This window comes from Lysinibacillus sp. FSL K6-0075 (genome assembly GCF_038592945.1).
GTDB lineage: Bacteria > Bacillota > Bacilli > Bacillales_A > Planococcaceae > Lysinibacillus > Lysinibacillus fusiformis_F.
Genome location: NZ_CP151947.1, coordinates 2,147,843 through 2,170,931, shown reverse-complemented (window position 1 = coordinate 2,170,931; position 23,089 = coordinate 2,147,843). Strand labels below are relative to the sequence as shown.

At 40.9% G+C, this 23,089-nt stretch carries 17 protein-coding genes and 1 CRISPR repeat array; of the genes, 5 read left to right on the top strand and 12 right to left on the bottom strand.

Features of this window, described 5'->3' with window-relative positions; genetic code table 11:
- Positions 1 to 273: 273 nt before the first annotated feature.
- The 7 genes from cas3 to MHB65_RS10430 all read right to left on the bottom strand — a co-directional run bounded on the left by cas3 (position 274) and on the right by MHB65_RS10430 (position 12,646).
- Positions 274 to 2,712 carry a CRISPR-associated helicase Cas3' gene (cas3, locus tag MHB65_RS10460; RefSeq protein WP_342443401.1) on the bottom strand — a complete coding sequence of 813 codons (2,439 nt, stop codon included), beginning with the start codon at positions 2,710 to 2,712 and terminating at the stop codon, positions 274 to 276.
- Positions 2,713 to 2,868: 156 nt separating this feature from the next.
- Positions 2,869 to 5,986: direct repeats of the CRISPR family, unit length 33 nt; unit sequence ATTTCAATCCACACTCTCCATATAGAGAGTGAC.
- Between the two features lie 246 nt (positions 5,987 to 6,232).
- On the bottom strand, positions 6,233 to 7,192 hold the full coding sequence (locus MHB65_RS10455) for a hypothetical protein (protein ID WP_342443400.1): 960 nt from the start codon (positions 7,190 to 7,192) through the stop codon (positions 6,233 to 6,235).
- Positions 7,193 to 7,263: 71 nt separating this feature from the next.
- Positions 7,264 to 8,946 (bottom strand): methyl-accepting chemotaxis protein, encoded by a 1,683-nt coding sequence (locus MHB65_RS10450; RefSeq protein ID WP_342443399.1) that lies wholly within the window; start codon positions 8,944 to 8,946, stop codon positions 7,264 to 7,266.
- Between the two features lie 198 nt (positions 8,947 to 9,144).
- Entirely contained in the window at positions 9,145 to 9,543 is a 399-nt protein-coding gene (locus tag MHB65_RS10445) for a hypothetical protein (RefSeq protein WP_342443398.1), read from the bottom strand.
- 67 nt (positions 9,544 to 9,610) lie between these two features.
- Positions 9,611 to 11,167, bottom strand: coding sequence for a YndJ family protein (locus tag MHB65_RS10440; RefSeq protein WP_342443397.1), 1,557 nt, complete (start codon positions 11,165 to 11,167; stop codon positions 9,611 to 9,613).
- A complete protein-coding gene (locus MHB65_RS10435) occupies positions 11,136 to 11,747 on the bottom strand; it encodes a DUF4166 domain-containing protein (RefSeq protein ID WP_342443396.1) in 612 nt (203 codons plus the stop codon). The genes MHB65_RS10440 and MHB65_RS10435 overlap by 32 nt, the downstream gene beginning before the upstream one ends.
- A complete protein-coding gene (locus MHB65_RS10430; RefSeq protein ID WP_342443395.1) occupies positions 11,744 to 12,646 on the bottom strand; it encodes a DoxX-like family protein in 903 nt (300 codons plus the stop codon). The genes MHB65_RS10435 and MHB65_RS10430 overlap by 4 nt, the downstream gene beginning before the upstream one ends.
- 106 nt (positions 12,647 to 12,752) lie before the next feature.
- Here MHB65_RS10430 and MHB65_RS10425 point away from each other — a divergent pair, with 106 nt between their 5' ends.
- Genes MHB65_RS10425 through MHB65_RS10415 form a run of 3 tightly spaced genes read left to right on the top strand, consistent with a single transcriptional unit; the run spans position 12,753 to position 16,622 of the window.
- Positions 12,753 to 13,367 (top strand): sigma-70 family RNA polymerase sigma factor, encoded by a 615-nt coding sequence (locus tag MHB65_RS10425; protein ID WP_342443394.1) that lies wholly within the window; start codon positions 12,753 to 12,755, stop codon positions 13,365 to 13,367.
- Positions 13,333 to 14,148 carry an ABC transporter ATP-binding protein gene (locus tag MHB65_RS10420; protein ID WP_342443393.1) on the top strand — a complete coding sequence of 272 codons (816 nt, stop codon included), beginning with the start codon at positions 13,333 to 13,335 and terminating at the stop codon, positions 14,146 to 14,148. Before MHB65_RS10425 ends, MHB65_RS10420 begins: the two co-directional genes overlap by 35 nt.
- Positions 14,148 to 16,622 carry an ABC transporter permease gene (locus MHB65_RS10415; RefSeq protein WP_342443392.1) on the top strand — a complete coding sequence of 825 codons (2,475 nt, stop codon included), beginning with the start codon at positions 14,148 to 14,150 and terminating at the stop codon, positions 16,620 to 16,622. The genes MHB65_RS10420 and MHB65_RS10415 overlap by 1 nt, the downstream gene beginning before the upstream one ends.
- 519 nt (positions 16,623 to 17,141) lie before the next feature.
- Here MHB65_RS10415 and MHB65_RS10410 read toward each other — a convergent pair.
- From MHB65_RS10410 to MHB65_RS10390, 5 genes are all read right to left on the bottom strand, one after another.
- Positions 17,142 to 17,873: an alpha/beta fold hydrolase gene (locus MHB65_RS10410; RefSeq protein WP_342443391.1), complete on the bottom strand. Its 732-nt coding sequence runs from the start codon at positions 17,871 to 17,873 to the stop codon at positions 17,142 to 17,144.
- A 21-nt stretch (positions 17,874 to 17,894) separates the two neighbouring features.
- Positions 17,895 to 18,419 carry a hypothetical protein gene (locus MHB65_RS10405; RefSeq protein ID WP_205443043.1) on the bottom strand — a complete coding sequence of 175 codons (525 nt, stop codon included), beginning with the start codon at positions 18,417 to 18,419 and terminating at the stop codon, positions 17,895 to 17,897.
- A gap of 246 nt (positions 18,420 to 18,665) precedes the next feature.
- Positions 18,666 to 19,382, bottom strand: a complete 717-nt coding sequence (locus MHB65_RS10400) for a toast rack family protein (RefSeq protein WP_342443390.1) — start codon at positions 19,380 to 19,382, stop codon at positions 18,666 to 18,668.
- A gap of 109 nt (positions 19,383 to 19,491) precedes the next feature.
- Positions 19,492 to 19,860: an SRPBCC domain-containing protein gene (locus tag MHB65_RS10395; protein WP_342443389.1), complete on the bottom strand. Its 369-nt coding sequence runs from the start codon at positions 19,858 to 19,860 to the stop codon at positions 19,492 to 19,494.
- A 29-nt stretch (positions 19,861 to 19,889) separates the two neighbouring features.
- Positions 19,890 to 21,098: an MFS transporter gene (locus MHB65_RS10390; protein WP_342443388.1), complete on the bottom strand. Its 1,209-nt coding sequence runs from the start codon at positions 21,096 to 21,098 to the stop codon at positions 19,890 to 19,892.
- Between the two features lie 138 nt (positions 21,099 to 21,236).
- Between MHB65_RS10390 and MHB65_RS10385 the strand changes: the two genes are divergently transcribed.
- Entirely contained in the window at positions 21,237 to 22,094 is an 858-nt protein-coding gene (locus MHB65_RS10385) for a LysR family transcriptional regulator (RefSeq protein ID WP_342443387.1), read from the top strand.
- A 109-nt stretch (positions 22,095 to 22,203) separates the two neighbouring features.
- Positions 22,204 to 23,073, top strand: a complete 870-nt coding sequence (locus tag MHB65_RS10380; protein WP_205443037.1) for a DMT family transporter — start codon at positions 22,204 to 22,206, stop codon at positions 23,071 to 23,073.
- Positions 23,074 to 23,089: the final 16 nt, after the last annotated feature.

The following is a 23,089-nucleotide window of genomic DNA, read 5'->3' as shown; positions in this document are numbered from 1 at the left end:
GAAGGAATAGTAGATCTCTTACCCAAAATTTTAGATAATTCAGAATTATCTAACTACATTATCTCTATTTCACCAATTATTGTCAATAAAATTATTTGTGAGTTACATTATATAACTTTAAATAAATATAATATATGAACAAAATTAATTTAAAACCAATATGCTATTATTATAATGTCACTTCAGCGTGGAGTGTGGATTGAAAAATATATTATATGATTTATGTTTGAATGCAGCTCACTACCTGAAAAGCAATGAGCTGCTTTTCACTTTCTACACAATAAAATCCGTTAGATGTGCTTCTCCCTGCGTACTAATGCCATACTGTTCATCATAAGCCGCATCTTTTGCCGCATAAATCGTCAATGAACCAAAATGAACAACAATCAACTGATTATTTTGTTTTAGAGCTTCAAACTCATGCTTAAAAACATTCACACTGTACTGCTGGGCTTTCTTTAAAAATAGTGGATAATCTGTAATGGGTTCACGACTTGTAAGCTGGGTTATAAGTTCTTCCCCCTCTCCATACGGTACAAGTATCCCTTGTGTCTTTGCGTCAATCACCTCGAAATGTGAAAAAGCGGTTCTAAAGCTCGCCAGTATTGCTAATGGATTTTGTCTACCTTGTCCCTTCAGATAATCTTTATTCCAGTCCGTATCTACACGAAATAAAAGCTCGTAAATGGTGGTTTGCAATGCTGGGATTGGATAATTTAACTTAGATTCAAACAATTGATAGAAGTTTTTAAAATAATGTGTCATGGACGCAGTCGACAATAGATTTCCACCAAATAATGTTGGATTATGTTGTAAATCCTTCATGATGTAGCTGGCACATTCGCCACCCTTTTTAATAGTCGGTAGCTTGTTTAATGATTCTTCTGCATGATTAATCACATAGACATCTCGTAACGGCACTTCTCCATGACGATTACAACGTCCTGCAGCCTGCGCAATGGAATCCAACCCAGACAATGAGCGAATCACACAATCAAAACTAATATCAACCCCTGCTTCAATCAATTGTGTACTTATACATAAGAATTTTTCCTTTTTTCGTAGTTTTTCTCGCATATCCTTTAATTTTTGCTTTCGATGTGCAGGACACATACCTGTGCTCAAATGTACGACCTCAATATCACCATTATGGAACTGCTCAAATAAATCTTTCACTGCCCTTTTTGTATTTAAAATCACTAATATATTATTACTTGTTTTGAGCCTTTCCTCAATAAAGCCATACAACTCTTCTGTACTCCAGCCTTTATCTTTCAACAAGGGCTTAATGGTTGTACGTTGAAAGGCTTCTACAATTGATGGTAGATTCTCCATTAACTCACCATCTAGCTTTATGTTATGGCGTACATATTGGAGCGATGGCTGGGTGGCTGTACAAAGTATAGATGTAGTTTGACAGGTGTTTTTCAAAAAATTTAAGGCCTCATTAAATAAAGATACACAATGAATTGGCACAGCTTGTATCTCATCAAATATTAATATACTGTTCGCTAAGTTATGTAATCTTCTAATGCTGCGTGACCTTCCACTATAAAAGGTTTCTAAAAACTGCACCATTGTTGTAAAAACAATAGGAATATCCCAATCATCTTTAGCAGCATTTAATTTTCTTGCAGTTTGATATTCTTCAAAAGACAAATCTTCACGAGGTTCGGATTCTTCAATGACATTACTATGATGCTCTAAGACAAAATCTTCTGCTTGTAATACATCACGTACCTCTTGTGCATTTTGTTCGATAATTGTTGTAAATGGCACAATAAAGATGATACGTTTTTTTTGGTGAAGCTGTGCGTGCCTTAATGCAAAGCGAAGGCTTGCTAATGTTTTTCCACCACCTGTTGGCATTGAGAGTGTATAAATACCTGTTGAAAGGGTAGCTTTCTCTAAACAAGTTTTTGACATTTGTTCACGGAGCCGAGTAATCGCATTGGGTAAAGCGCTGCGTTGTTTTTCAGCAAGTTCAATATTTAGACGCTGTTCGAATGCTGACCAAAGAACTTGTGAATCATAATGTAAGTTTTCCTCATTTTTTTCAAAATCACACGAATTCCGCCGATCCGCATCAATTAATGCACTAAATACATACATCGTAAGATAACTAGTTAATTTTTGCATAATACTAGTCGCTTCGCTCGCAGTTTTCACATTTTTCAATCTGTTTTCAAAAAAGATTTGCAACTCAGAAACCGCTTTTTGAACATACGCATGCATATAATCTAAGTCATACATATATTGTAAAAAATGTTGTTCTACTTGCAAAAACGATATATCTTTCTCAACTTCCCACCTCTTCACAAAAGGTGATTGCCCCTCTATGTCAACCATATCTATTAATTGCCCATGATGTGTGAAAATTGCATTAGCCACAGATTCCGTTAAAATAAATGCAACGGTACCTCCTAGGTGAAAATGTTTCAGTAAAAATTTGCCCCCTGCCGTAGAATGATCCACACTACCCCGTTTTGGTGGATTAGCGGGATTGGCAGCCGCTTCACGAATATATCCCTGAAACGCCTGGCTAAATTTCCCCATATCATGTAACATTCCTGCAAGGCCAGTGACATGTGGAAGGCCAATTTTCTGCCCAATTTCTTCTGCCAAAGCTTGAACCTCTTTTAAATGATCCACTAACCGTTGCTCTGCCCCATCGCTCGTTCGAATATGCGCAATAAAATCTTCAGAAGACATCTATTCCCTTCTTCCCTGTACACGAAATTGTAATATTTAAACAATTATACCAAACCTTCGACCAGATGTCTAAGGACCTACACAAAAAGTATTTATCGTTTTTCTCCCATTCAAAAAGAGGCGGTGATTATCTTAATCTTCCGCCTCTTGATAATACATTCAGTTCATATTCTTTATACAGAGGGTGACTTCATTACAAGTTCGTTAATTGACTATCCGCCATATTTCAATTCACACTCTCCATACAGAGAGTGACGATACACCATAAAAGGAGAGGTAGTCAACGTGGAATTTCAATCCACACTCTCTATGTAGAGAGTGACGATTGCGATTTTACAGCTGGCTTACGTATTCTTCCTATTTCAATCCACACTCTCCATATAGAGAGTGACGAATCTGCCAGAAAGTACGGACTATGTAAATATAATTTCAATCCACACTCTCCATATAGAGAGTGACTCCGTGCCATGGATTACAGTATCAGAAATCTTTACTCATTTCAATCCACACTCTCCATATAGAGAGTGACAGGGACACGATTTAAACCAGCAGCATGTGATCCTATTTCAATCCACACTCTCCATATAGAGAGTGACATCCCTCCATCATTCTGTTTGCTGATGCAGTGTATTTCAATCCACACTCTCCATATAGAGAGTGACGTCATCATTTTGACAATCCTCATAGTCTTTTAAATTTCAATCCACACTCTCCATATAGAGAGTGACCAGGCTATAAAAGAAATTGGAGTCACTGTATTTATTTCAATCCACACTCTCCATATAGAGAGTGACACCATTTATTAGCCCTTGAAAATATTCGCTGGATTTCAATCCACACTCTCCATATAGAGAGTGACGCAACATCAGCTACGCTTGCTTCTCCTCTATTATTTCAATCCACACTCTCCATATAGAGAGTGACAAAGCAAGCTGTACTAGAAAGCTTGAAAGATTTAATTTCAATCCACACTCTCCATATAGAGAGTGACGGAGCATTTTCTTTTTATATTAATAGTAATACAATTTCAATCCACACTCTCCATATAGAGAGTGACCAGCTTGATTTTCAATGCCTTTGATAAGGTTTTTATTTCAATCCACACTCTCCATATAGAGAGTGACTTGCAAATTTTGTATTTTTTTTTTAATATTGAGAAATTTCAATCCACACTCTCCATATAGAGAGTGACCAAATTTTAATAAAGAACTGTTTGTATCCTAGTTATTTCAATCCACACTCTCCATATAGAGAGTGACTGCAGATCATTAGTAAAAAGTTAAACAATGGTAAAATTTCAATCCACACTCTCCATATAGAGAGTGACTTGGCTATGATTTTATTTTCATTACCCAGGACGATTTCAATCCACACTCTCCATATAGAGAGTGACTCTGTATCTTTATTCAAATAAAGACTATAAGTTATTTCAATCCACACTCTCCATATAGAGAGTGACAAGTTTACAAAGTATTTTTTGGTTGGCTTCCTATGATTTCAATCCACACTCTCCATATAGAGAGTGACAAAGCAAGCTGTACTAGAAAGCTTGAAAGATTTAATTTCAATCCACACTCTCCATATAGAGAGTGACGGAGCATTTTCTTTTTATATTAATAGTAATACAATTTCAATCCACACTCTCCATATAGAGAGTGACCAGCTTGATTTTCAATGCCTTTGATAAGGTTTTTATTTCAATCCACACTCTCCATATAGAGAGTGACGGAAAACTTTCCGACAAAATTCGCTAAAAGGCATATTTCAATCCACACTCTCCATATAGAGAGTGACTTGCAAATTTTGTATTTTTTTTTTAATATTGAGAAATTTCAATCCACACTCTCCATATAGAGAGTGACTGCAGATCATTAGTAAAAAGTTAAACAATGGTAAAATTTCAATCCACACTCTCCATATAGAGAGTGACTTGGCTATGATTTTATTTTCATTACCCAGGACGATTTCAATCCACACTCTCCATATAGAGAGTGACTCTGTATCTTTATTCAAATAAAGACTATAAGTTATTTCAATCCACACTCTCCATATAGAGAGTGACATAGATGGTCGTTTTTACCAAAGACAAAATATAATTTCAATCCACACTCTCCATATAGAGAGTGACGCTCGGTATCACAGCGCATCATTTAATGTTGTTTTGCATTTCAATCCACACTCTCCATATAGAGAGTGACCATTCGTCAGTATCATCATTGAAATATCTTTTATAATTTCAATCCACACTCTCCATATAGAGAGTGACCGATACCCAACTTCTCAGCTAATGCTTCTTGTGAATTTCAATCCACACTCTCCATATAGAGAGTGACTAATTCTCCGCCACTTTTACTACTATCAACATTTATTTCAATCCACACTCTCCATATAGAGAGTGACACAGGACTATGAAAAACTGGTCAAAGAATACCTAATTTCAATCCACACTCTCCATATAGAGAGTGACATAAGACCGTCTTTAATTTCAGTCATTTTATTTAATTTCAATCCACACTCTCCATATAGAGAGTGACTTTTCACAAAATTGGTCACTGATGTAACCATATTGATTTCAATCCACACTCTCCATATAGAGAGTGACGAAGATCAATGCTCACATTAGAGCCTGTGTCCGTATTTCAATCCACACTCTCCATATAGAGAGTGACGGAGTCTTGACCAGAAATTGTGGCGTTTCTTGTATTTCAATCCACACTCTCCATATAGAGAGTGACATGACTCGTTAATGCAAGGGCTTGAAAAAGGTATATTTCAATCCACACTCTCCATATAGAGAGTGACAAAATCTTTCAATTGTCTATTCAGCACCATATTTCATTTCAATCCACACTCTCCATATAGAGAGTGACCGTGTTGCGAACCAAAACAGGCGCTACAGGCGATATTTCAATCCACACTCTCCATATAGAGAGTGACGGCTTTTCCCTGTCACATCTGCTTTTGCTTCAATAATTTCAATCCACACTCTCCATATAGAGAGTGACATTGATTTGGTTTCTTTCCAAATTATATTATCTCATTTCAATCCACACTCTCCATATAGAGAGTGACAAGAGCATAAAAAAGCTGTAGAGGCTGTAAACAAAATTTCAATCCACACTCTCCATATAGAGAGTGACTCATGCACTCTAAAAAATGCACGAGACGTTTGTATTTCAATCCACACTCTCCATATAGAGAGTGACCTTGACGGTATTCAGGAGTATCGTAAGGATCAGCAATTTCAATCCACACTCTCCATATAGAGAGTGACTGCAAAAATGAATAAATCTTTAATATAACATCCTTAACTTTAATATTTTTTTCAAAAAACATAAGTATTTCAAACTAACATAGTTCTATCCAACTGGTATTTTCATCAATATTTCTGGTGCGAATCGTGCTATAAAATCATGTTCGCTTACCATCCGCACTTTCCTTCATTATAGCAATCATTTCCTTTTTAAAAAACCAACAACAACCGAATCCCCTCGGTCATTGCTGGTTCTTTTAATTTACATTATTTCTTGCGTTTCACAAAAACAATAACAAAAATAGCTGCTAGTACTGCAAGGATGGCGATCATCCATACTGTGTTTGAGTTGGATGTTGTGTCATCAGATGCGGCTGCTTGTTGTTCTTCTCTTGGTGTGGCGTTCGAAGACTGCATTTCTTTGGCATCGTCTTTCACCACTTGTGTAGTGCTAATTTGCACATATTGTAGAGTTGCTTCATCTGTGGCGGATGCTTCGTGTTCGTGGCTGTCGCCGTGACCTTCTGCATGGTCTCCGTGACTTTCTTCTTGCCCACCGTCATGACCATGGTGGTGATCTGCTGCTGTTGTGAAAATAGAGCGTTCTAGCTGTTGCCCTACCCAGCTTTTGGCATCTGTTGAATCGGCAAAGATGCGAGGGTGTCCTGACAGCATGTATGTTTTACCGTCAATGATGATCCCTGTTTGGTCACCTGTTACCACGTCTTCAATCGTACCCGTTGGTCCTTCTGCAAAGCCGCCCATTTGCATAAGCGTATGTCCGCCCATATCAAATGTAAGGTGCTCTGTTAAGAATGCAATGTACTCTTGTTTCGTCATGGTTGCGTCAGGATTGGCTAACTCTAGTTTATGATGAAAAAGTGCTGTATTTATTTCCTTGTACGTAATATCTCCCTCTAGCGAAGACACGTAATCTTCTTTTTGTGCTGCTTGTGCTAGCTCATCCACTGTCGCTCCTTCAAGACCAAAGAAGCCACCTACCCAGCCTGCAAAGTCCTTGCGGGAGAGGTTGTCTGTTGGGTTTAAGGCCATATCTTTGCCATTGTACCCAAGAAGCCCAATACTGTGTAATACCATAATGTCCTGAATATTGGCGTCTGTTTCAGGGACATCAGTGAATAGTGTGCTTTTATCCATCGTATGGGCGTAGGCAACAGGTGCCATGAATAAAGTACTCATCAATAATAAAAGTAAATATTTTCTCAAAATGATTCCACCTTCCAATGCCTTAGTATACAGATGAAATGTGATGGAAGTTTGAAATCTACAGGTAATTTCTAGAGCTTAAATTGACGAATCAGGGCGTTTAGTTGTTCAGCCATTTCTGCTAAATGCTCGGCACTATGTTTAATTTCCACCATGGAGCTTGCGGTCTGCTCAATGGTAGCTGATGTTTCCTGAATGCCTGCTGCTGACTGTTCGGAGACAGCAGCTATTTCATCGACTGCTTTATGAATCGTGACAGTATTGTGAACAACCTCTGCTAGCTCCACTGACATACCGTAAATGCCTGTGGCAATGGCCTCAATAGCATCCGCAATTCGGTAGAATGTCGTATTGGTTGCTGCCATTTGTGAGGTGCCCTTTTCTACTTCCCCATAGCCTTGCTCTAGCGAGGAGGTCACTGCATGGGAATCATCCTGAATTTTTCTCACAATCGCTGTAATATCATCGACGGAGAAGGCAACCTGCTCGGCTAAAGTCCGAACCTCGTCTGCCACCACAGCAAAGCCTTTCCCCTGTTCGCCAGCTCTGGCCGCTTCAATCGCTGCGTTCAATGCGAGTAAATTCGTTTGGGCTGCAATCGTTTGAATGACCGCCACAAGCTTAGAAATTTCCTGTGTTTGCTTACTTAGGCCATTTACCTGTTCCACAGCATCCTTCACCGTATGCTGGATTGCTTCCATTTGTTTTGAGGAAGTGGTCATTAAGTTCCTACCTTCTTGCGTTAAAGCTTTCACATCCTGCGAATACTGTTGAACATCTTTACTGCCGTGATGAACCGTAGTGACTTTGCCAGCAAAAACATTCATGGAGGAAGCGACATCTGATGCATGATCTGCCTGTAGTTCTGTCCCACTCGCCATTTCTGTTACGGTATGGACAATTTGCTCTGTCCCTGTTTTGACCTCTGAAGTCGACTGAAGAAGCTCCTCACTATGTGCCGCCACATCGTTGGACACTGTTTGAATGTGCTTTAATAGACGATTTAAAATATCTGACATCGTATTGGTCGCTTCCATCAGTTGCCCCACTTCGTCCTTCGATTGAAGCTTCAATGGCGGCTCACTTAAATCACCATTGGTCATTTGCTGCATACGCTTGGTTAACGTCACAATCGGTCTTGAAATACCACGAGCACTTAATAGCTCAATGATCACTGCTAGAAGAACAATCCCAACACCTACGATAATGGCAATTCGCTGTTTCTGCTCCCCAGCGGCAATGATGTCCGTCCCTACCTCATTAATGGCTAGCTTTCGTTGCGCCGCTAAGCCTTCGTAGCCTTCACGAATGGTCGTCGCTGTGTCATCCATTTTCGTGAGGTTTTGGGTAGCCAGTTCGGTGTTTCCTTCGTCATATACCGAAAATACCTCCTGCTCAATATAACGGTTCCATTCCTTGGACATCTCCGCAAATTTTCCGAATTCGCCCGAGGAAGATAATGCTGATCGTTTTTCTTCGTTGCTTACTTCCTTTGTAACATTATCCTGAAATATCTCTTTATACTTTTCTCTCCCAGACAACACATAGCCTCTAGCTGCCGCTATCCTTAAATCAATAGACTGTGCCTGCTCGTAATCGATGATTAATAGTTGTAATTCTTGCTGTACAATTTGTTCTGTCGCATCATTGCTTTGCTTGATAGCAAAGTAATTGTAAACAATGTACCCCATCACAATTGCGATCACAATGCTAAAGGAAAAAACAATGCGTCTACTGATTGTTTTGAACTTCATCTGCAAAAACCCCTTATTTTCCTAATCTATTCCATCATTAAAAATCTACCATTTAATAAGGACGATTAGCGGTTTTAGGAATTTTTGCTATATTTCCAGAAATAACTTGGTCAATATAATGTTTTTTATAGCATCTTTCATCTTGCGTCTTTGGTACTATCCTTAATCCCAGGCATTGAACATCACGTCGCCAATGGTTTAGCTATTAAAATAAGAGACGTATTTCCATTCCGTAGCAGATAGGCTATGCAATGCTTGATCCTTTGCTAGTGATGTGGCAAGAGTCTCCGCTTCCAAGCATTTACGCATGGGAAAATATTTGTGCAGCAGCGGCTTGGATAAAAAGGTAAAGCTACTCTCCTCCTGCTTGGCAAAGGCGATGTACGGCATCAAACGATGATGAAGAATCATCAATGTCTCTCCATTAATTTCGACCACTGCCTGCATATAGACAAAAGGCGCTTTATCGATAAATTGCCTTACTTTCGCTCGTTGTTCGCTTGTCACTAAATGGTATACCATCGACTGAAACATGCGCATGTCCTGCTCAATTAAATGCGCTGCATCGAAACCAGAAATTCCTTTTGTTAAACGCAAGCCATCACTCCTTGTTATTTGTCTCTATATAGGACCTTCTCGTTCGGACGAGGAATTTCCTGCCAATCTACACATTTCTTTCAATATGATAATCAATTTGTAAAAAAGGAATACCCCATAACGTCATCTGGTGGCGTGCTGTCAATGTCTTGTCATCTACTGCAGCAATTTGAAAATGCTCCTGTAAAGGTAGCCTCATCACATTCTTTCCTATTGCCAAATAAATTCCTGCATCTCCATCGTGGCGACTTGTTAGGTGTAGCTGACCATTTTCTTCATAGGCATACAAAATACCAACCATTGTTGAAAACGGGAGTGGCAAGGCAATATTCATATAGGTTGTTTCGTTGCTTGTGTGCTTCGAATAAATGGCGACAAAAACGGTTTGCTGATGAATTGTCCGAATCCATGCACGTGGAGACGGACGGCTATCTTGTACAGAATCGACCTGAACAATGCTGCCCGTCATCTCGATTTGCTTACTGGAAAAGGGTAAATTGAGCTGTTGGAGAAAACGGCTCAATCCTTGATATAAAAAGGCAAAAGGTAAAAACCAAGTCTTCCATTGCACCGTCGCCAACAGACGATAGGACGTCGTGTGCTCATAAAAATGTGGAATGACAGGCGGTAGCTTTGCTGTATCGACAAAATTCTGTAAGGCATCGACCAAGCCAGGGTGTGGTTTATTCTCATGACGCAGCTTCCCGCGAATTTGGCTTACGGGGAACTCAAACGGACGCTGTGTTGTTGGGGGTACAGCCATTAGCCATGCGATAACCCCTACCCCACCAAAGAAAACACCATTGATTACACCATGGAATTGGAGCATTTCTGGAATGCCAATGGAAAAGTTGCCACTGACACGACTGTAAACATACAGACAAGATCCAAGAATCGTCAGACAGAGCGCTCCATAGGAAATCCTCAGCAATAGCCCCTGCTCAAACGGAAGCTTTGTTTTGAGTGCAACGAAAAACAAGCCATAGATAGCGAAGATATAAAGAGCAACCGCGATGATTTCAATGAGTATGGAAAAGGCAATACCCATCGCAACAAGGAGTGGTCCTGCCAGCAAAATCATCACCATGACACGATATCCGCTACTATCGTGTAAGCGACCCAAAAGTCCGACTGAAATGGGTAATAAACAAGCGGAATAATGAAAGTGAATGGCCGTTAACCACGTTATTAATGGTGAAAAGCCAGTATCAATGTTGGCGACATAGGCGAAAAACCACAAACCACCAAGAGCTAGATAGAAAAGCCCCATGTCAATCGCAAACTCCGCACTATTCGTGAATCCTCGCTGTAAAAACCTTTTCACGCCTTGTATGGCTATATAGAAGGTATACAGTAAATACATACCTGCCAAAACATTAGCCAATAAGCCACCCGTCCACAAATGCAGCAGTGTGATGGCTAGCATCATCCCAATAATGATGGCTTTGCCCGCTTTCTGAACATCCACAACCACGGAGACCATGGTGGGGACGAAAATCAGTTGAGCAGCTGTGAGTAACCAAAAGTAACTGGGTTGTCCACTAAGCACAAAGCAAATTACCGTGAACATAATCCCCAGTAAAAAAATGAAATTACTTCGATTGTTGCGTAAATTCTCCAGCATACATCATGAGCCTCCCTATTAATGGATTATGGATGGAGACATGAATGGTGAAGACATTTTTCGATTCATCAAAGCCCTCCTCCACAATGACCCGCCCCTCTATCAATCTAGGCATGGGGCATTCGAAACGAGAGAGGACAAAACGCTGTTTACCTGAACGAATAACTAACGTTCCCTCTCGTGTCACCGTAAAGTGCAAATCGGAATAAAAAAGAGAAGGTGTGCCTAAATAATCTTTCACAATTTTTCGGATTGGATCAATGGTCATCCTTGCATCAAAATGCCTTGTCTTCTGTGGGAAATAAAAGGTGCGCTCCCATAGCACCTCCAGTACCCCACTCGGCAGAGCTCGGCATGTATTCGAAATGGTAAAGGGAACATTCTCCCCTGACTCAGGGAACAGAAATCGCGTTTTCGCTGCCAGCGTATAAAAGGGACGCATCCATTTAGCACCAGATTTTATTTGATGCATCACACCCTGAGCAAAAAATGGTTCATCAATCGGTAACGCATAACGCTGTTGTAGCATCGGATGAAGTCTTGCAAAATCATCCCCTAATAATGTTTGATAGATCGTCATCCTTGTTGTCCTCGCTTTCTTTTACAGCTTTTGGCACTTGGGACACCCTTACTTAAGCTAAATCCGATGATTGACAACACCCATAAAGCGCTATTAAAGGTGAGTGGATTAAAGGGCGCTTGAATACTTGTCGGGTCCGCACCAATAGCAGCGATCGTCAAGAGTGGAAAAACGATGATTTGCATGCCAAAGAGCCAGCGTTTTCCTCGCGGGTAAAGCCAGCACAAGGCAAAAAGGATTTCAGCAACCCCTATCCACACCACTAGCTGATCTGCATGGTTTAGTAATGAAGCGGTCATCTTTAATTCCTGCGGATGCAAATGGATGATCTTCGGTACAAGACCATGATAGAACCAGACAAAGCAAAAGAATATACGCAGGAGCATGGTTAAAAAGAATCGTCTATACTGAGCAGCAGGATTTTCTCCTTTTTCTAGCCATCTTTTTAATACATCAAAGCTGAGTGCCGTCGCCCACCCCATTAATGGGCGAAAAAATAGATCAAAGAATGTGCCAAGCTTGCCATAGCGTGTGTCATAATCATATTGAGTTAAAAATGTCAGCCCCTGTTGATGCGGGATATATTGCCAATAGCCCTTTCCCTCCGCTATAGGTGAGCGCTGTTGAGGCGTGCCAAAATGCAGAGAGGATGTTCGCGTGCCATTTTCTTTATGATGCTCCCCCTTGCTTTCTCCCCAGCCGCTCACCTGTAAGCCTGGCATGACCTTCGTTTCATAGGTAAAACGCTGTGGCTCCTCAGGTGCTTTTTTCGGACTATAGGTAATGGATGTAAAACGTAAATCCCATTGCTCATGCAACTGAGGATTTTGTGTATAATCCCATGCTTTTTCTATAGGCGCCTGGATGTCTATCTCGACATAAATAGGCTTTCTGCTCATAAACTCACTCCTTTTCCTTGATTAAGCCACTACCATTATAGCAATAAATTGATAACCTACTATTAAATGGGTATGCTTAATAAGTTTCTCAATAAAAATAAAAAACTTGAATCGAAATGACGACTTGCTGAGTCTAATGGTCGAAAAGGAGGCGATTTTCATTACGAGCACCCAACAATCACTTGTAGCCTTAGCCCAACAAGGTGATGAGCAAGCATTTTATCAGCTAATTGAGCAGGAGCAACATAAGCTTTATCGCATGGCCTATGTCTACGTACAAAATGAAAACGACGCCGTAGAAGTTTTTCAGCAAACCATTATTCGAGCCTATGAGGGCTTGCCACAATTAAAGGAGCCACACTATTTTGCCACTTGGCTCACCCGCATTATGATTAATTGCTGTAAAACCTATATAGCGAAGAAAAATACAGTTATGCCTGTTGAACCACAAACTTTCGAGGATTTAACAAGCTCATCCCCTACATATATCGAAGAAGAGCTGGATTTATGGCAGGCTCTTTGCCAGCTTGAGGAAAAGTACAAAACAGTGCTATTGCTACGATTTTATCAAGACTACTCGGTCAAGGATATTGCGGCGATTTTGCAATGTCCTGAAGGCACTGTGAAAACACATATACGCCGTGGCTTGCAAGCATTACGACAACAATTAAAGGGGGCATATCTCGATGAGTGGGTTCAATCCGCTGAAAGAAGTCATTAATGCAATACCCATCCCTGAAGGACGGTTAACAGAAGTGCTACGTGTTGAAGGGATGTCCAAAATTTATCAGCAAAAGCATCATACCGTAAACGCCTTGAAAAATATCCATTGCACCATTTATCAAGGAGAAATAGTAGCGATTATGGGGACAAGCGGCTCTGGTAAAAGCACCCTTCTGAATCTGATCAGCGCCATCGATGAGCCAACAGACGGGGCATTATTTTTATTTGGCAAGGAAGCTCACGCTATTTATCAAGAGCCAAAAGCATCGCAATTCCGAAAAGAAAATATCGGCTTTATCTTCCAATCCTTTCATCTGCTAAAGGATTTATCTGTGGAGGATAATATCGCGCTTCCCCTTATTTTAAATGATGTTCCTAGCAAGGAGATTAAGGTGCGTGTGCAGCACATGATGGAAACCTTAAATATCGCCGCTTGGGCAAAGCATCGACCCCATGAGCTGTCTGGTGGACAAAAGCAACGTGTCGCCATTGCGCGTGCGATTATTGCTAACCCTCCTATTTTACTGGCAGATGAGCCAACAGGGGCTTTGGATGTTCATACAACAGATGAAATTTTAGCGCTGCTCGTTGCTCTGCAAAAAACGAACCAGCAAACGATTTTACTCGTCACACATGACCCCTATGTGGCTACCTATGCCAATCGGGTACTGTTCTTCCATGATGGGGCAATTGTGGATTCCTATCAAAACCAGCAGAATGAAGAGGATTTGGATTGTATTTTAATGAAATTCAAACAAGTTACGAGGGGGGATCGCTAATGTTTACGATGCGCAATATTGCCCTCAAGCTATTTCGTGCCGCTTGGGCAAATGTCCTAACAAGTATTAGTATTATTGCAATCTCGATTTGCCTGGTGATGACAATGACCGTCTACATTTGGAATGCCAATAGCCAGATGAAGGCCGACATCCAAGCATTGTATGGAGAAATGGACTTAATGGTCGGTTATAATCCCGATCAGCAAAAATTGTTGACAGCATCACAAATAGAGGAGTTTTCTACCCTAGCAGGTGTCACACAAGTGTCCAGTTTATCGCTAGCTCATACAATGGTTGAACAAGAAAAGCACACTGCTTTTTATACCGTTGGCGTGGAAAATGATGACCTTGTGAAAAGCCGCTACCATTTTGAGGTCAATCTTGGACCGAATGATGCCATTCTTTCAGAAAATGTTGCCCGTCTTTTCAATAAACGCGTTGGGGATTCCATTCATATTCAATCAAAGGATTTTATCGTGCAAGAAATTTTACCGACTATGAAAGGCACTGACAGTCCTAATATCATCCTCTTAGCTAATGATGTTGTCAAAGCATGGATGAACAATAGTCAGCCACAAACGGCAGGCATATTTGCGCTCATGAAAACAGATGAGGGGCGTGCCAAGGCAGTAGGTGCAGAAATCAAACAACTCGATGCAACATTACGTGTTGATGTTATGAGTGATTACGATGTATTTAAAAGAAATTTACAGAGCTTAATGGTTTTTATGATTGTACTATCTGTTTTTATTTTACTCATTTCAAGCGTCCTATTGCTGTCCACATTCCAGCTATTATTCTATAAAATCAAAGAGCAACTAATGATTTTACGGGCTCTCGGGGCATCAGTAAAACAGGTTGGACGTATTGTTAAGCTCCAACTCTCACTGATCATTAGCTTTGGTGTTATGCTTGGAACAACGCTGAGCCTTGTGGTGATAAAAATCTGGCTGCCACAATTAATTAGCTTGTTGCATTTACCTAATGCTAAAACAGAGCTTCCTATTGGATTTATACTATTGATTGCCCTTTCCAGCTTCTTGATTCTGCAGATGATGACAAAATGGCAAGTAGCTAAAAGTTCCAGACTATTGCCATTACAAATCGCTTCAGAAAATGAACATTTACATCTTCGTTGGACAAAATGGAAAGCAATCATCGTCAGTATTGTAGGTGTGATCGCTTTACTATTCTTTTTACAAGCCTATTTAGCTGGGACAGGAAGCGATCAAGGTGCCTTATTTATTCTACTCGGGACACTACTCGTATGCGGGATTTTACTGTTACTAATTCCCTATCTATTTACAGTCATCCTTCATCTGGCTTTAAAGCCGATTCGAAAGGTACTTGGCAAAGAAGCTTATTTAGCGTGCCAGCAGCTCATGCCACAAGTACGCAAAAATATGCCCGTGGTGCTCAGCATTATAGGATTAATGGTCATTTTAACCTTTGGCAGCTCATTAATGAAAACCTTACAGCTCAACGACCTTGCCTACACGGAATCACAATACGAAACAGCCGTAAAGATTAATAATGAATTAAATGATCCAACCATCACGCCTGCAATTATAGAGAAAATTGAAGCATTGCCGAGCGTGCAGTATGCGTATGCACAAAGTAATAATGCGTATACTGCCCTACAACTCGGCGATGAATGGCTACCAGAGAACTATACAACCATTGATATCGAGAAATTTATACAATTAAAGAAATTGCCTGAAATTGAGGGTGGAAATTTGCAGGATGGTCTCGTGGTGACAAAGCACTTTGCCGAACGTCATCATTTATCAGTGGGTGATCGTCTAACGATATGTTCCTATGATTTTGCTGCCCAGCAGGATATGCCAACCGGTGAATTACAAATTATAGGAATTACCGATACACCTATTCAACGTGCTGATATAATCGTTGATTGGTCTTCGTTCCTCACGGCGCAGGATCACCCAATCATCGAAGACATTATGGTCGAAACATCTCACCCTGAGCAGGCATTGGCGGAGCTATCATTCTTGGAAGAGCGCTGGCCAGCCCTGAAGTTTACAGATAAAGCGACCATACTAGCGCAATCCAATGAAATGTTCTTCCAGCGCTGGAGCCTATTTGTCGGTGTCTTTGTTATTTTAATAGCTGCCACTGCCCTAGGTGTCCTACAAACATTACTGCATACCATTTATACAAAACGCAGCGACTATGCCATCCAACGATTGATTGGCCTGTCACCAAATGGCTTAATGAAGCTCATACTGACACAAGTCCTATCCTTTGTCCTCTATGGTCTCACAGTCGGCACATTGCTAGGATTAGTTTTAACAAGAATGCTAGGCTTCATTGATGAGGGCTCCCCGATGTCCTATGACTTCTTAACATTAGGCATCACAAGCATCACCCTCCTAGGAGCAACACTCATTGTCTTTACCCTCCAAGGCTACTGGATTAGCCGACAAAAGCTAGCGAATGAGATCGTGGAAATCTAAGTAAAAACAGCCCCTCTCTGGATAGAGGTGGCTGTTTTTTAGGAGCGGGGGCGATCTCACGGGCGAGCGCCTTTACTCCTTTTTGGAGCGGAGTTCTCTCTTGAATGAGCGCTTTCACTCCTTTTTGGAGCAGAGTTCCTTCTTGAATGAGCGCTTCTACTTCTTTTTGGAGCGGGGTTCTCTCTTGAATGAGCGCCTCTACTTCTTTTTGGAGCGGGGTTCTCTCTTGAATGAGCGCCTTTACTCCTTTTTGGAGCGGAGTCTTCTCTTCGATGAGCGCTTTTGGTTCTTCTTTGAGCGGAGTTCTCTCTTGAATGAGTGCTTCTACTTCTTGTTTGAGCGGAGTTCACTCTTGAATGAGCGCTTTCACTCCTCTTTGGAGCGGAGTTCTCTCTTGAATGAGCGCCTTTACTCCTTTTTAGAGCGGAGTTCACTCTTGAATGAGCGCTTCTACACCTCTTTGGAGCGAATCTCTCTCTTCAGTGAGCACCCCCACTCCTTTTATAAATGAAACTCTCCCTAAATTTGAAGAAAATCCATCATTTCCTTTATGAGAGCCTCTTGATCCCGTCCTAATGTCATAAGATGCTTAGAATTTTCAAAGCCTTTCTTCCGCTTTTTAGATGATTGAACATGCTGATAAATCATTTCTGCGCTTTCTGTATACAATGCATCGTCGCGTTCACCATAGTAGATAGCAATAGGAATGGTGATTTTATCAAGCTGCTGCATCGTTTCTTGGATAAATGTTTGGAATGCGTTCATCGCATCTAATGGCATGCTCTTAAATGGCTCCATTTCCTGTGTGATTTGAAGCGGTGATTTGCCCTCTATCGTTTTATAATTGTAGGCATAGTCTACAATTCTTTGTTTTAATTGCTCTGGTTCCTTATCAAACGGTACGGATAAGACAATGATTTGCACCAGCTTCTCTAATTGGGCAAGCTTCAATGTGAAAATACCACCGATGGAGAGACCGATGACTGAAATCTTTTGATAGCCTTCATCCAATAAAAATTGATGGGCATTCACTACATCCTGCCACCAGTCGTCTACCTGATCGTGTAATAACTGTTCGGGATGAGTGCCGTGTCCACGATATAAGGGCGCATAGCATGTATAGCCTTGGCTATGTAGTGCAGTGGCTACTTTCTTCATATCTCTTGTATGACTTGTAAAGGAATGTAAAAGCAATAGGGCATGCTCGTTTCCCTGTAAATAAATTTCTTTTGCTGGTAGTATGTTTAGCACATCATCAAGCCCCCTTCTAACTTAAGCCCCAACAAACAGCACAGCCTGTCCGATTGCAATAAAAAAGGCTTCCTGCTGAATGGGGCTGCTGTCTTCAATTTGCAGTGTAATGTCAAAATGCGTCTCACAGAAAGTCGCTTGCCAACGGGCGATGGGCTGCTCATTCACAGTAAAAACAGACCAGTCCTCCATTTCTTTGTTGAGCTTGATTTGCTGTTCGCCATCGGTAATGACTAAATCGGGAATCATGATTTGCCAGCCATCGTAGGCAATCATATAGTCTTTCCCTGTCACCAAATCCTTACCACGAAAATGCACGCGTCCACGACGGGATACTTTTTTACACGTAAAAAGAGGCTGACCATTGCGATCATTCGCATCAAATCGAACGAAATAACGATAATCCATCGTCTTATCGAATGCTTTTTTTAGTGCATTGGAATACACGCGTTGAACGGTGGACGATACCTCCCCCGCTTCATTTAAAATAGTAACGGTCTCTGTTGACTCAATAGCTGCTGGTTGCTTGTATGTATAGGTCTTCAATCTATTCGCTCCTTTAAAACAATTGCTTTCTTAAAGCTACCATAAAATAAGCGCCAAATACAAAGGATGTATTTGACACCCCTATTATGATTATTGTGTCGGCTGACGGTTTGAATGGTAGATGTGTTTCATTTTCACCTTTCCCCACTTAGAGTCATTGACCCAAGTAAAAAGTTGCACTTGTATTAATTTTTTTAACGCAAAAAAAGAGACTACTTCAATGAAAGTAGCCTACTCCATTTTCTATCAATCTAACTTAAAGGTAATTTCTCCGATGCCCAATTCCGAATTGACCTCTAGCACGACATCCGCCTTGTCATAAGCTTCGTTGACATAGACACCGTTGCCTTTAGACACAAGACCTTCGACATTAGACGAACCAATGCCTTTTTCCGTCGTTAATTTGACCCCAACCTTTGAGGGTAAAATGACCGTTGTTTGACCGACGCCTGTTTCAATATTCGTTGTGAAGCTCTTTTTCCAATCGCCGCCTAGATTGACCGTTAGATCACCAACACCCGCTTCAATATCGAGTTTTTCCAGCTGAAGTCCTTGTAAATCGAGGTTGGCAAGAGAGGCACCCGTTTCTACAGTCAGATCCATTGGGATGCTGTCATTCAGTTGAATCGCCCATGTGTTTTTAATATTGGAGAGCCCTAGCTTTGTGGAGCCTTTATGCTTGATTTCCACTTCTCCTGTATCGCCGTGTACAGCATAGTCTACCTGTGGGGCTAGCTTTTTTAAATTATATTCTGCATTGCCCTCAACCCATTCCTTTGCACCGCTCGATACATTCATTTCCCCGACACCTAAATCAATGTCTACCTCTAATGCTTTCGCTTTATCTTTTTCCACCAAGATGGCTTCCTCTCGCATCTTGCTTGGCATAACGGAAAAGCATCCCGATAACACCAATGCTGACGTCCCCATCACGACACCTAAACCAACTAATTTTTTCAACATTATTTCCTCCCGCCATTTAATCTACCAATAATTACATTATATAGGAGTAAGGAAATTAAAATACGACCCTACGCTTGAAATTCATCTAAGACCTGAGACGTAGAGATGGCTAGTCATGCTCCTCCAGCAAAGTCTTTAAATTAGCGAGAGAGGCATCATAGCCTGGCGAATTAAAGCTCACCTTTGTGCCATTGCCCTGCTCGGCCAGCGTAATAGCGATCAATGTTTCAGGAACTTCTAAATAAAAGGAAAATTCCTCATTTTTCTTCACTTGCTGAATCGTTAGCTGCATCGGCAGTTTTTCAGATAGCTGATTATGCGCATTTGGCATTAAGGTAAATGTCATCTTTTCCCCAACAGCTAGTATGGGAATGTCCCATGTGGAGCCTGGTGCGTACCATTGGGAGAGGGATTGCTCCTCCGTAATCGCTTGCCATACTTTATCAATTTCTGTATCAATCCAAATCGAACTGGTCATTCGCAGCAACCTCCATTTCCTCTTTTCCCTTATTTTACCGAACTTTCAGGAGTTAGACTACTTTGGGTTGTTCGATATAAGTGAAAAGCCCCCAGTAACACCATGACAGCGATGAGATCCAAAGCGAGCTGATAACTGGAAAAAACAGCAACCAATAAGCCATAAACTGTTGGTGCCAAGACAATAAAGAACTGATTAATCGTTAACGCTGCACTAACAGTCAGCCCAACAGCTTGAGAATCCGATTGCTCGGTAACACAAGTGATATATAAGGAGTACCAGCCAAGTGCTAAAAAACCAAACACACCGCAAAAAATAATCATCAAGCTCTGGCTATGTATGACAAAGGGCAGACAGCCAATCATCAGAAATGTAGCGACCATGACGAACACTAATAATGGCTCTCGCCTTTGAGCGAAATAGTGATCACTCATCCAAGCAAGCACAATCCTCCCAAGCATCCCACCAAGTAAAATCAGACTTAAATAGCGCCCTGCCTCCGTTAATGAATAACCACCCTCTTGATGTAAATAGCTCATAAAGTGAGCAATGATAATCATTTGCAGGGACATCATGACCGTGCCAACAAAAAATAAAGGATAGAGCGCTCGATTGTGCCGAATTGCACGCAGCTTCTCTTTAAAAGGAATGGGAGCTACCGCAGCGCTTACATGCTGTTTTGGTTCTTTGTACAGCAATAAAAATAATAGTCCCCCACCAATCGCCATCAAGCCCTGTGTTAAATGGACAGAGGAAAGATCATGATGTTGATACAAATAAGTCAGCACAGTTGAAGCCAATGCACCGCCAATTGGAATCCCTGTCTGACGGATCCCAATAGCAAGTCCTCGATGCTTGTCAGGAAACCATTTCACTATAGCTGTACTGCCGCCCGTTTGCGCACTGCCATACCATATTCCCACAACTATTAATACAAGTAGCAATGTCGTATAATGATTCACAGGTATGAGCAATAAGGCTGACAGGCCCAGAATAATTGAGCCCCATCCAATAATCTGCTTCTCTCCCTTTTTATCCATGAGATAGCCGAATAGCAGCATGGAGAAAATCGGTCCAATATTGACGGCTGAAACAATCAGTCCTGTTTGGAAGGACGTTAAGTGCCATTCCATTTGATAAAAAGAGGCAACTGGCCCCATCCCGTAGGTCACAAAGGTTGCCGCTGTCTGCGAAAGTGTAGCCACAAGTAAAATGACCCATCGATAATATGTATGCATAATAACCCTCCATCAGGTTTATACCGCTTTGCAGTATACCTTTTCGTTACCTAGAGTTTACGTGGACAGCTAGCGTACGTAAAATGGAGGAAAATGATAGCCGCTATCAAAAAATTCTATAGGTGTGTGAGGAACAACATGAACATTGAAGAAATTGCCTTAAAAATGGAGCTTCTTGAGAGGCAAAACTTGAGTAAATCGGCTGAAATCACCAATTACACACAATCTGCCTTAACAGCAAAGGTGAAAAAAATGGAGCGTGAAATTGGGCAGGAGGTCTTTAAACGAACGCCTCAAGGCTTAAAGCTGACAGAGGTAGGTGATCATTATTTACAATTTTTAAAGAAAGTTGCTCAAAATTATGAGGATTTTTTACATAGCATCGGCCCTACGCAAACGCACATTCATATGGGTACATCTCATACAACCATTAAAATCTATGGTCCATCCATCATGAACGCGCTACAAGCCAGTCAAAGTCCGATTGATGTAGATTTCACTGTAGAATCAAGTACGTCCTTAAATCATAAAGTTCATCTGGCGGAAATAGATTGTGCATTAACAAGTAATCCAATCAAGCATTATAGCGATTTACACTATGATGTCATCGCCACTGAAACATTCGAAGTCATCTCAAGCTCTGCTCATATCATTGACTTTGAACAACGGACACCAGTCACATTGCTTGTGTTAAGTAAGGGCTGCATGTATACCCATGCATTAGCACAATGGCTCACCGAGAAGCAGGTTCCTTTTACGATGAAAGAAATTAAATCCGTTAGTAGTATTCTCGATTTTCTTGAAATCGAGCATACATTGGCTGTATTAAATACGAAATTACTAGCACTCTATCCTTGCCCTGACCTTTATTTTTATGAATTAGACAACCTCCATCATATTATTGAAACGGTTTTTATTCATAAAAAAGATGATAGCAAGCAGCCCTCCATCCTGCAATTAAAGCAAGTCATTGAATCCTTGCTTGAACAGAATTAGTTGCAGGATGATGTTTTGTGCTAATATTCTAAAAACCCTATATTATTCATGTCGACTGCTCTATAATAGGTTTGTCATTATTAATCTTGTAAAAGTATAGGAGTACATCATGTTTTATTACATCTCGTTATTTTTTGCAGTATTTGCGTTATCCACCTCAGCTATTTTTGTTAAGCTCGCTGATGCACCACCAGCGATTACAGCCTTTTATCGACTATTTTTTGCGATGCTGGTGCTTCTACCGTTTTTATTAGCACAGAAGGGCTTGCGGCAGGAGCTTGCTAGCCTCTCGAAAAAGCAGTGGGGACTTGGCATTTTATCAGGCTTATTTTTGTCCTGTCATTATGTTTTATGGTTTGAATCATTAAACTACACATCCGTGGCTAGTTCAACCGTCATTGTGACACTACAGCCACTATTCTCTTTAGTAGGTAGCTATTTCTTATTTAAAGAACGGTTTTCAAAAGGTGCAATTTTGGGCTGTTTCGTAGCGATCATCGGCTGCTTCATCATTGGCTGGCAAGATTTCCAGATCAGTGGACAAGCCCTTTATGGTGATATTCTAGCCTTTATTGCGGCAGGGATTATTACAGCCTACTTTTTTATCGGGCAATCTGTACGCAAGGATTTATCACTTATTCCCTATTCCATTATCGGCTATGGCAGTAGCTCGATCTTTTTAGCCGTTTATGCCCTCTTGATGAAAGAATCATTTTTCGATTATTCAGCCTCCACATGGTGGTCCCTTGTAGGGCTGGCTGTCATTGCGACGATTTTCGGGCAAACCATTTTTAATTGGCTATTGAAATGGTTAAGTACTACCGTGATTTCCATGAGTATTTTAGGCGAAACGATCGGCACCTGTATATTAGCTTATTTTATTTTAGATGAGATGATTTCCGTTCAACAAGGCGTAGGGATTATGGTCATTTTACTAGGACTTGCCCTGTTCTTACTACAGCAACGAAAATCAGTTTAAATGGAAAAACAACGGC

Bases quoted from the DNA above. Each gene is read 5' to 3' on its own strand.
- MHB65_RS10430 (WP_342443395.1), bottom strand. From the start codon at position 12,646: ATGAGCAGAAAGCCTATTTATGTCGAGATAGACATCCAGGCGCCTATA.
- MHB65_RS10415 (WP_342443392.1), top strand. From the start codon at position 14,148: ATGTTTACGATGCGCAATATTGCCCTCAAGCTATTTCGTGCCGCTTGG.
- cas3 (WP_342443401.1), bottom strand. From the start codon at position 2,712: ATGTCTTCTGAAGATTTTATTGCGCATATTCGAACGAGCGATGGGGCA.
- MHB65_RS10420 (WP_342443393.1), top strand. From the start codon at position 13,333: ATGAGTGGGTTCAATCCGCTGAAAGAAGTCATTAATGCAATACCCATC.
- MHB65_RS10400 (WP_342443390.1), bottom strand. From the start codon at position 19,382: ATGTTGAAAAAATTAGTTGGTTTAGGTGTCGTGATGGGGACGTCAGCA.
- MHB65_RS10395 (WP_342443389.1), bottom strand. From the start codon at position 19,860: ATGACCAGTTCGATTTGGATTGATACAGAAATTGATAAAGTATGGCAA.
- MHB65_RS10380 (WP_205443037.1), top strand. From the start codon at position 22,204: ATGTTTTATTACATCTCGTTATTTTTTGCAGTATTTGCGTTATCCACC.
- MHB65_RS10440 (WP_342443397.1), bottom strand. From the start codon at position 11,167: ATGCTGGAGAATTTACGCAACAATCGAAGTAATTTCATTTTTTTACTG.
- MHB65_RS10450 (WP_342443399.1), bottom strand. From the start codon at position 8,946: ATGAAGTTCAAAACAATCAGTAGACGCATTGTTTTTTCCTTTAGCATT.
- MHB65_RS10390 (WP_342443388.1), bottom strand. From the start codon at position 21,098: ATGCATACATATTATCGATGGGTCATTTTACTTGTGGCTACACTTTCG.
- MHB65_RS10435 (WP_342443396.1), bottom strand. From the start codon at position 11,747: ATGACGATCTATCAAACATTATTAGGGGATGATTTTGCAAGACTTCAT.
- MHB65_RS10385 (WP_342443387.1), top strand. From the start codon at position 21,237: ATGAACATTGAAGAAATTGCCTTAAAAATGGAGCTTCTTGAGAGGCAA.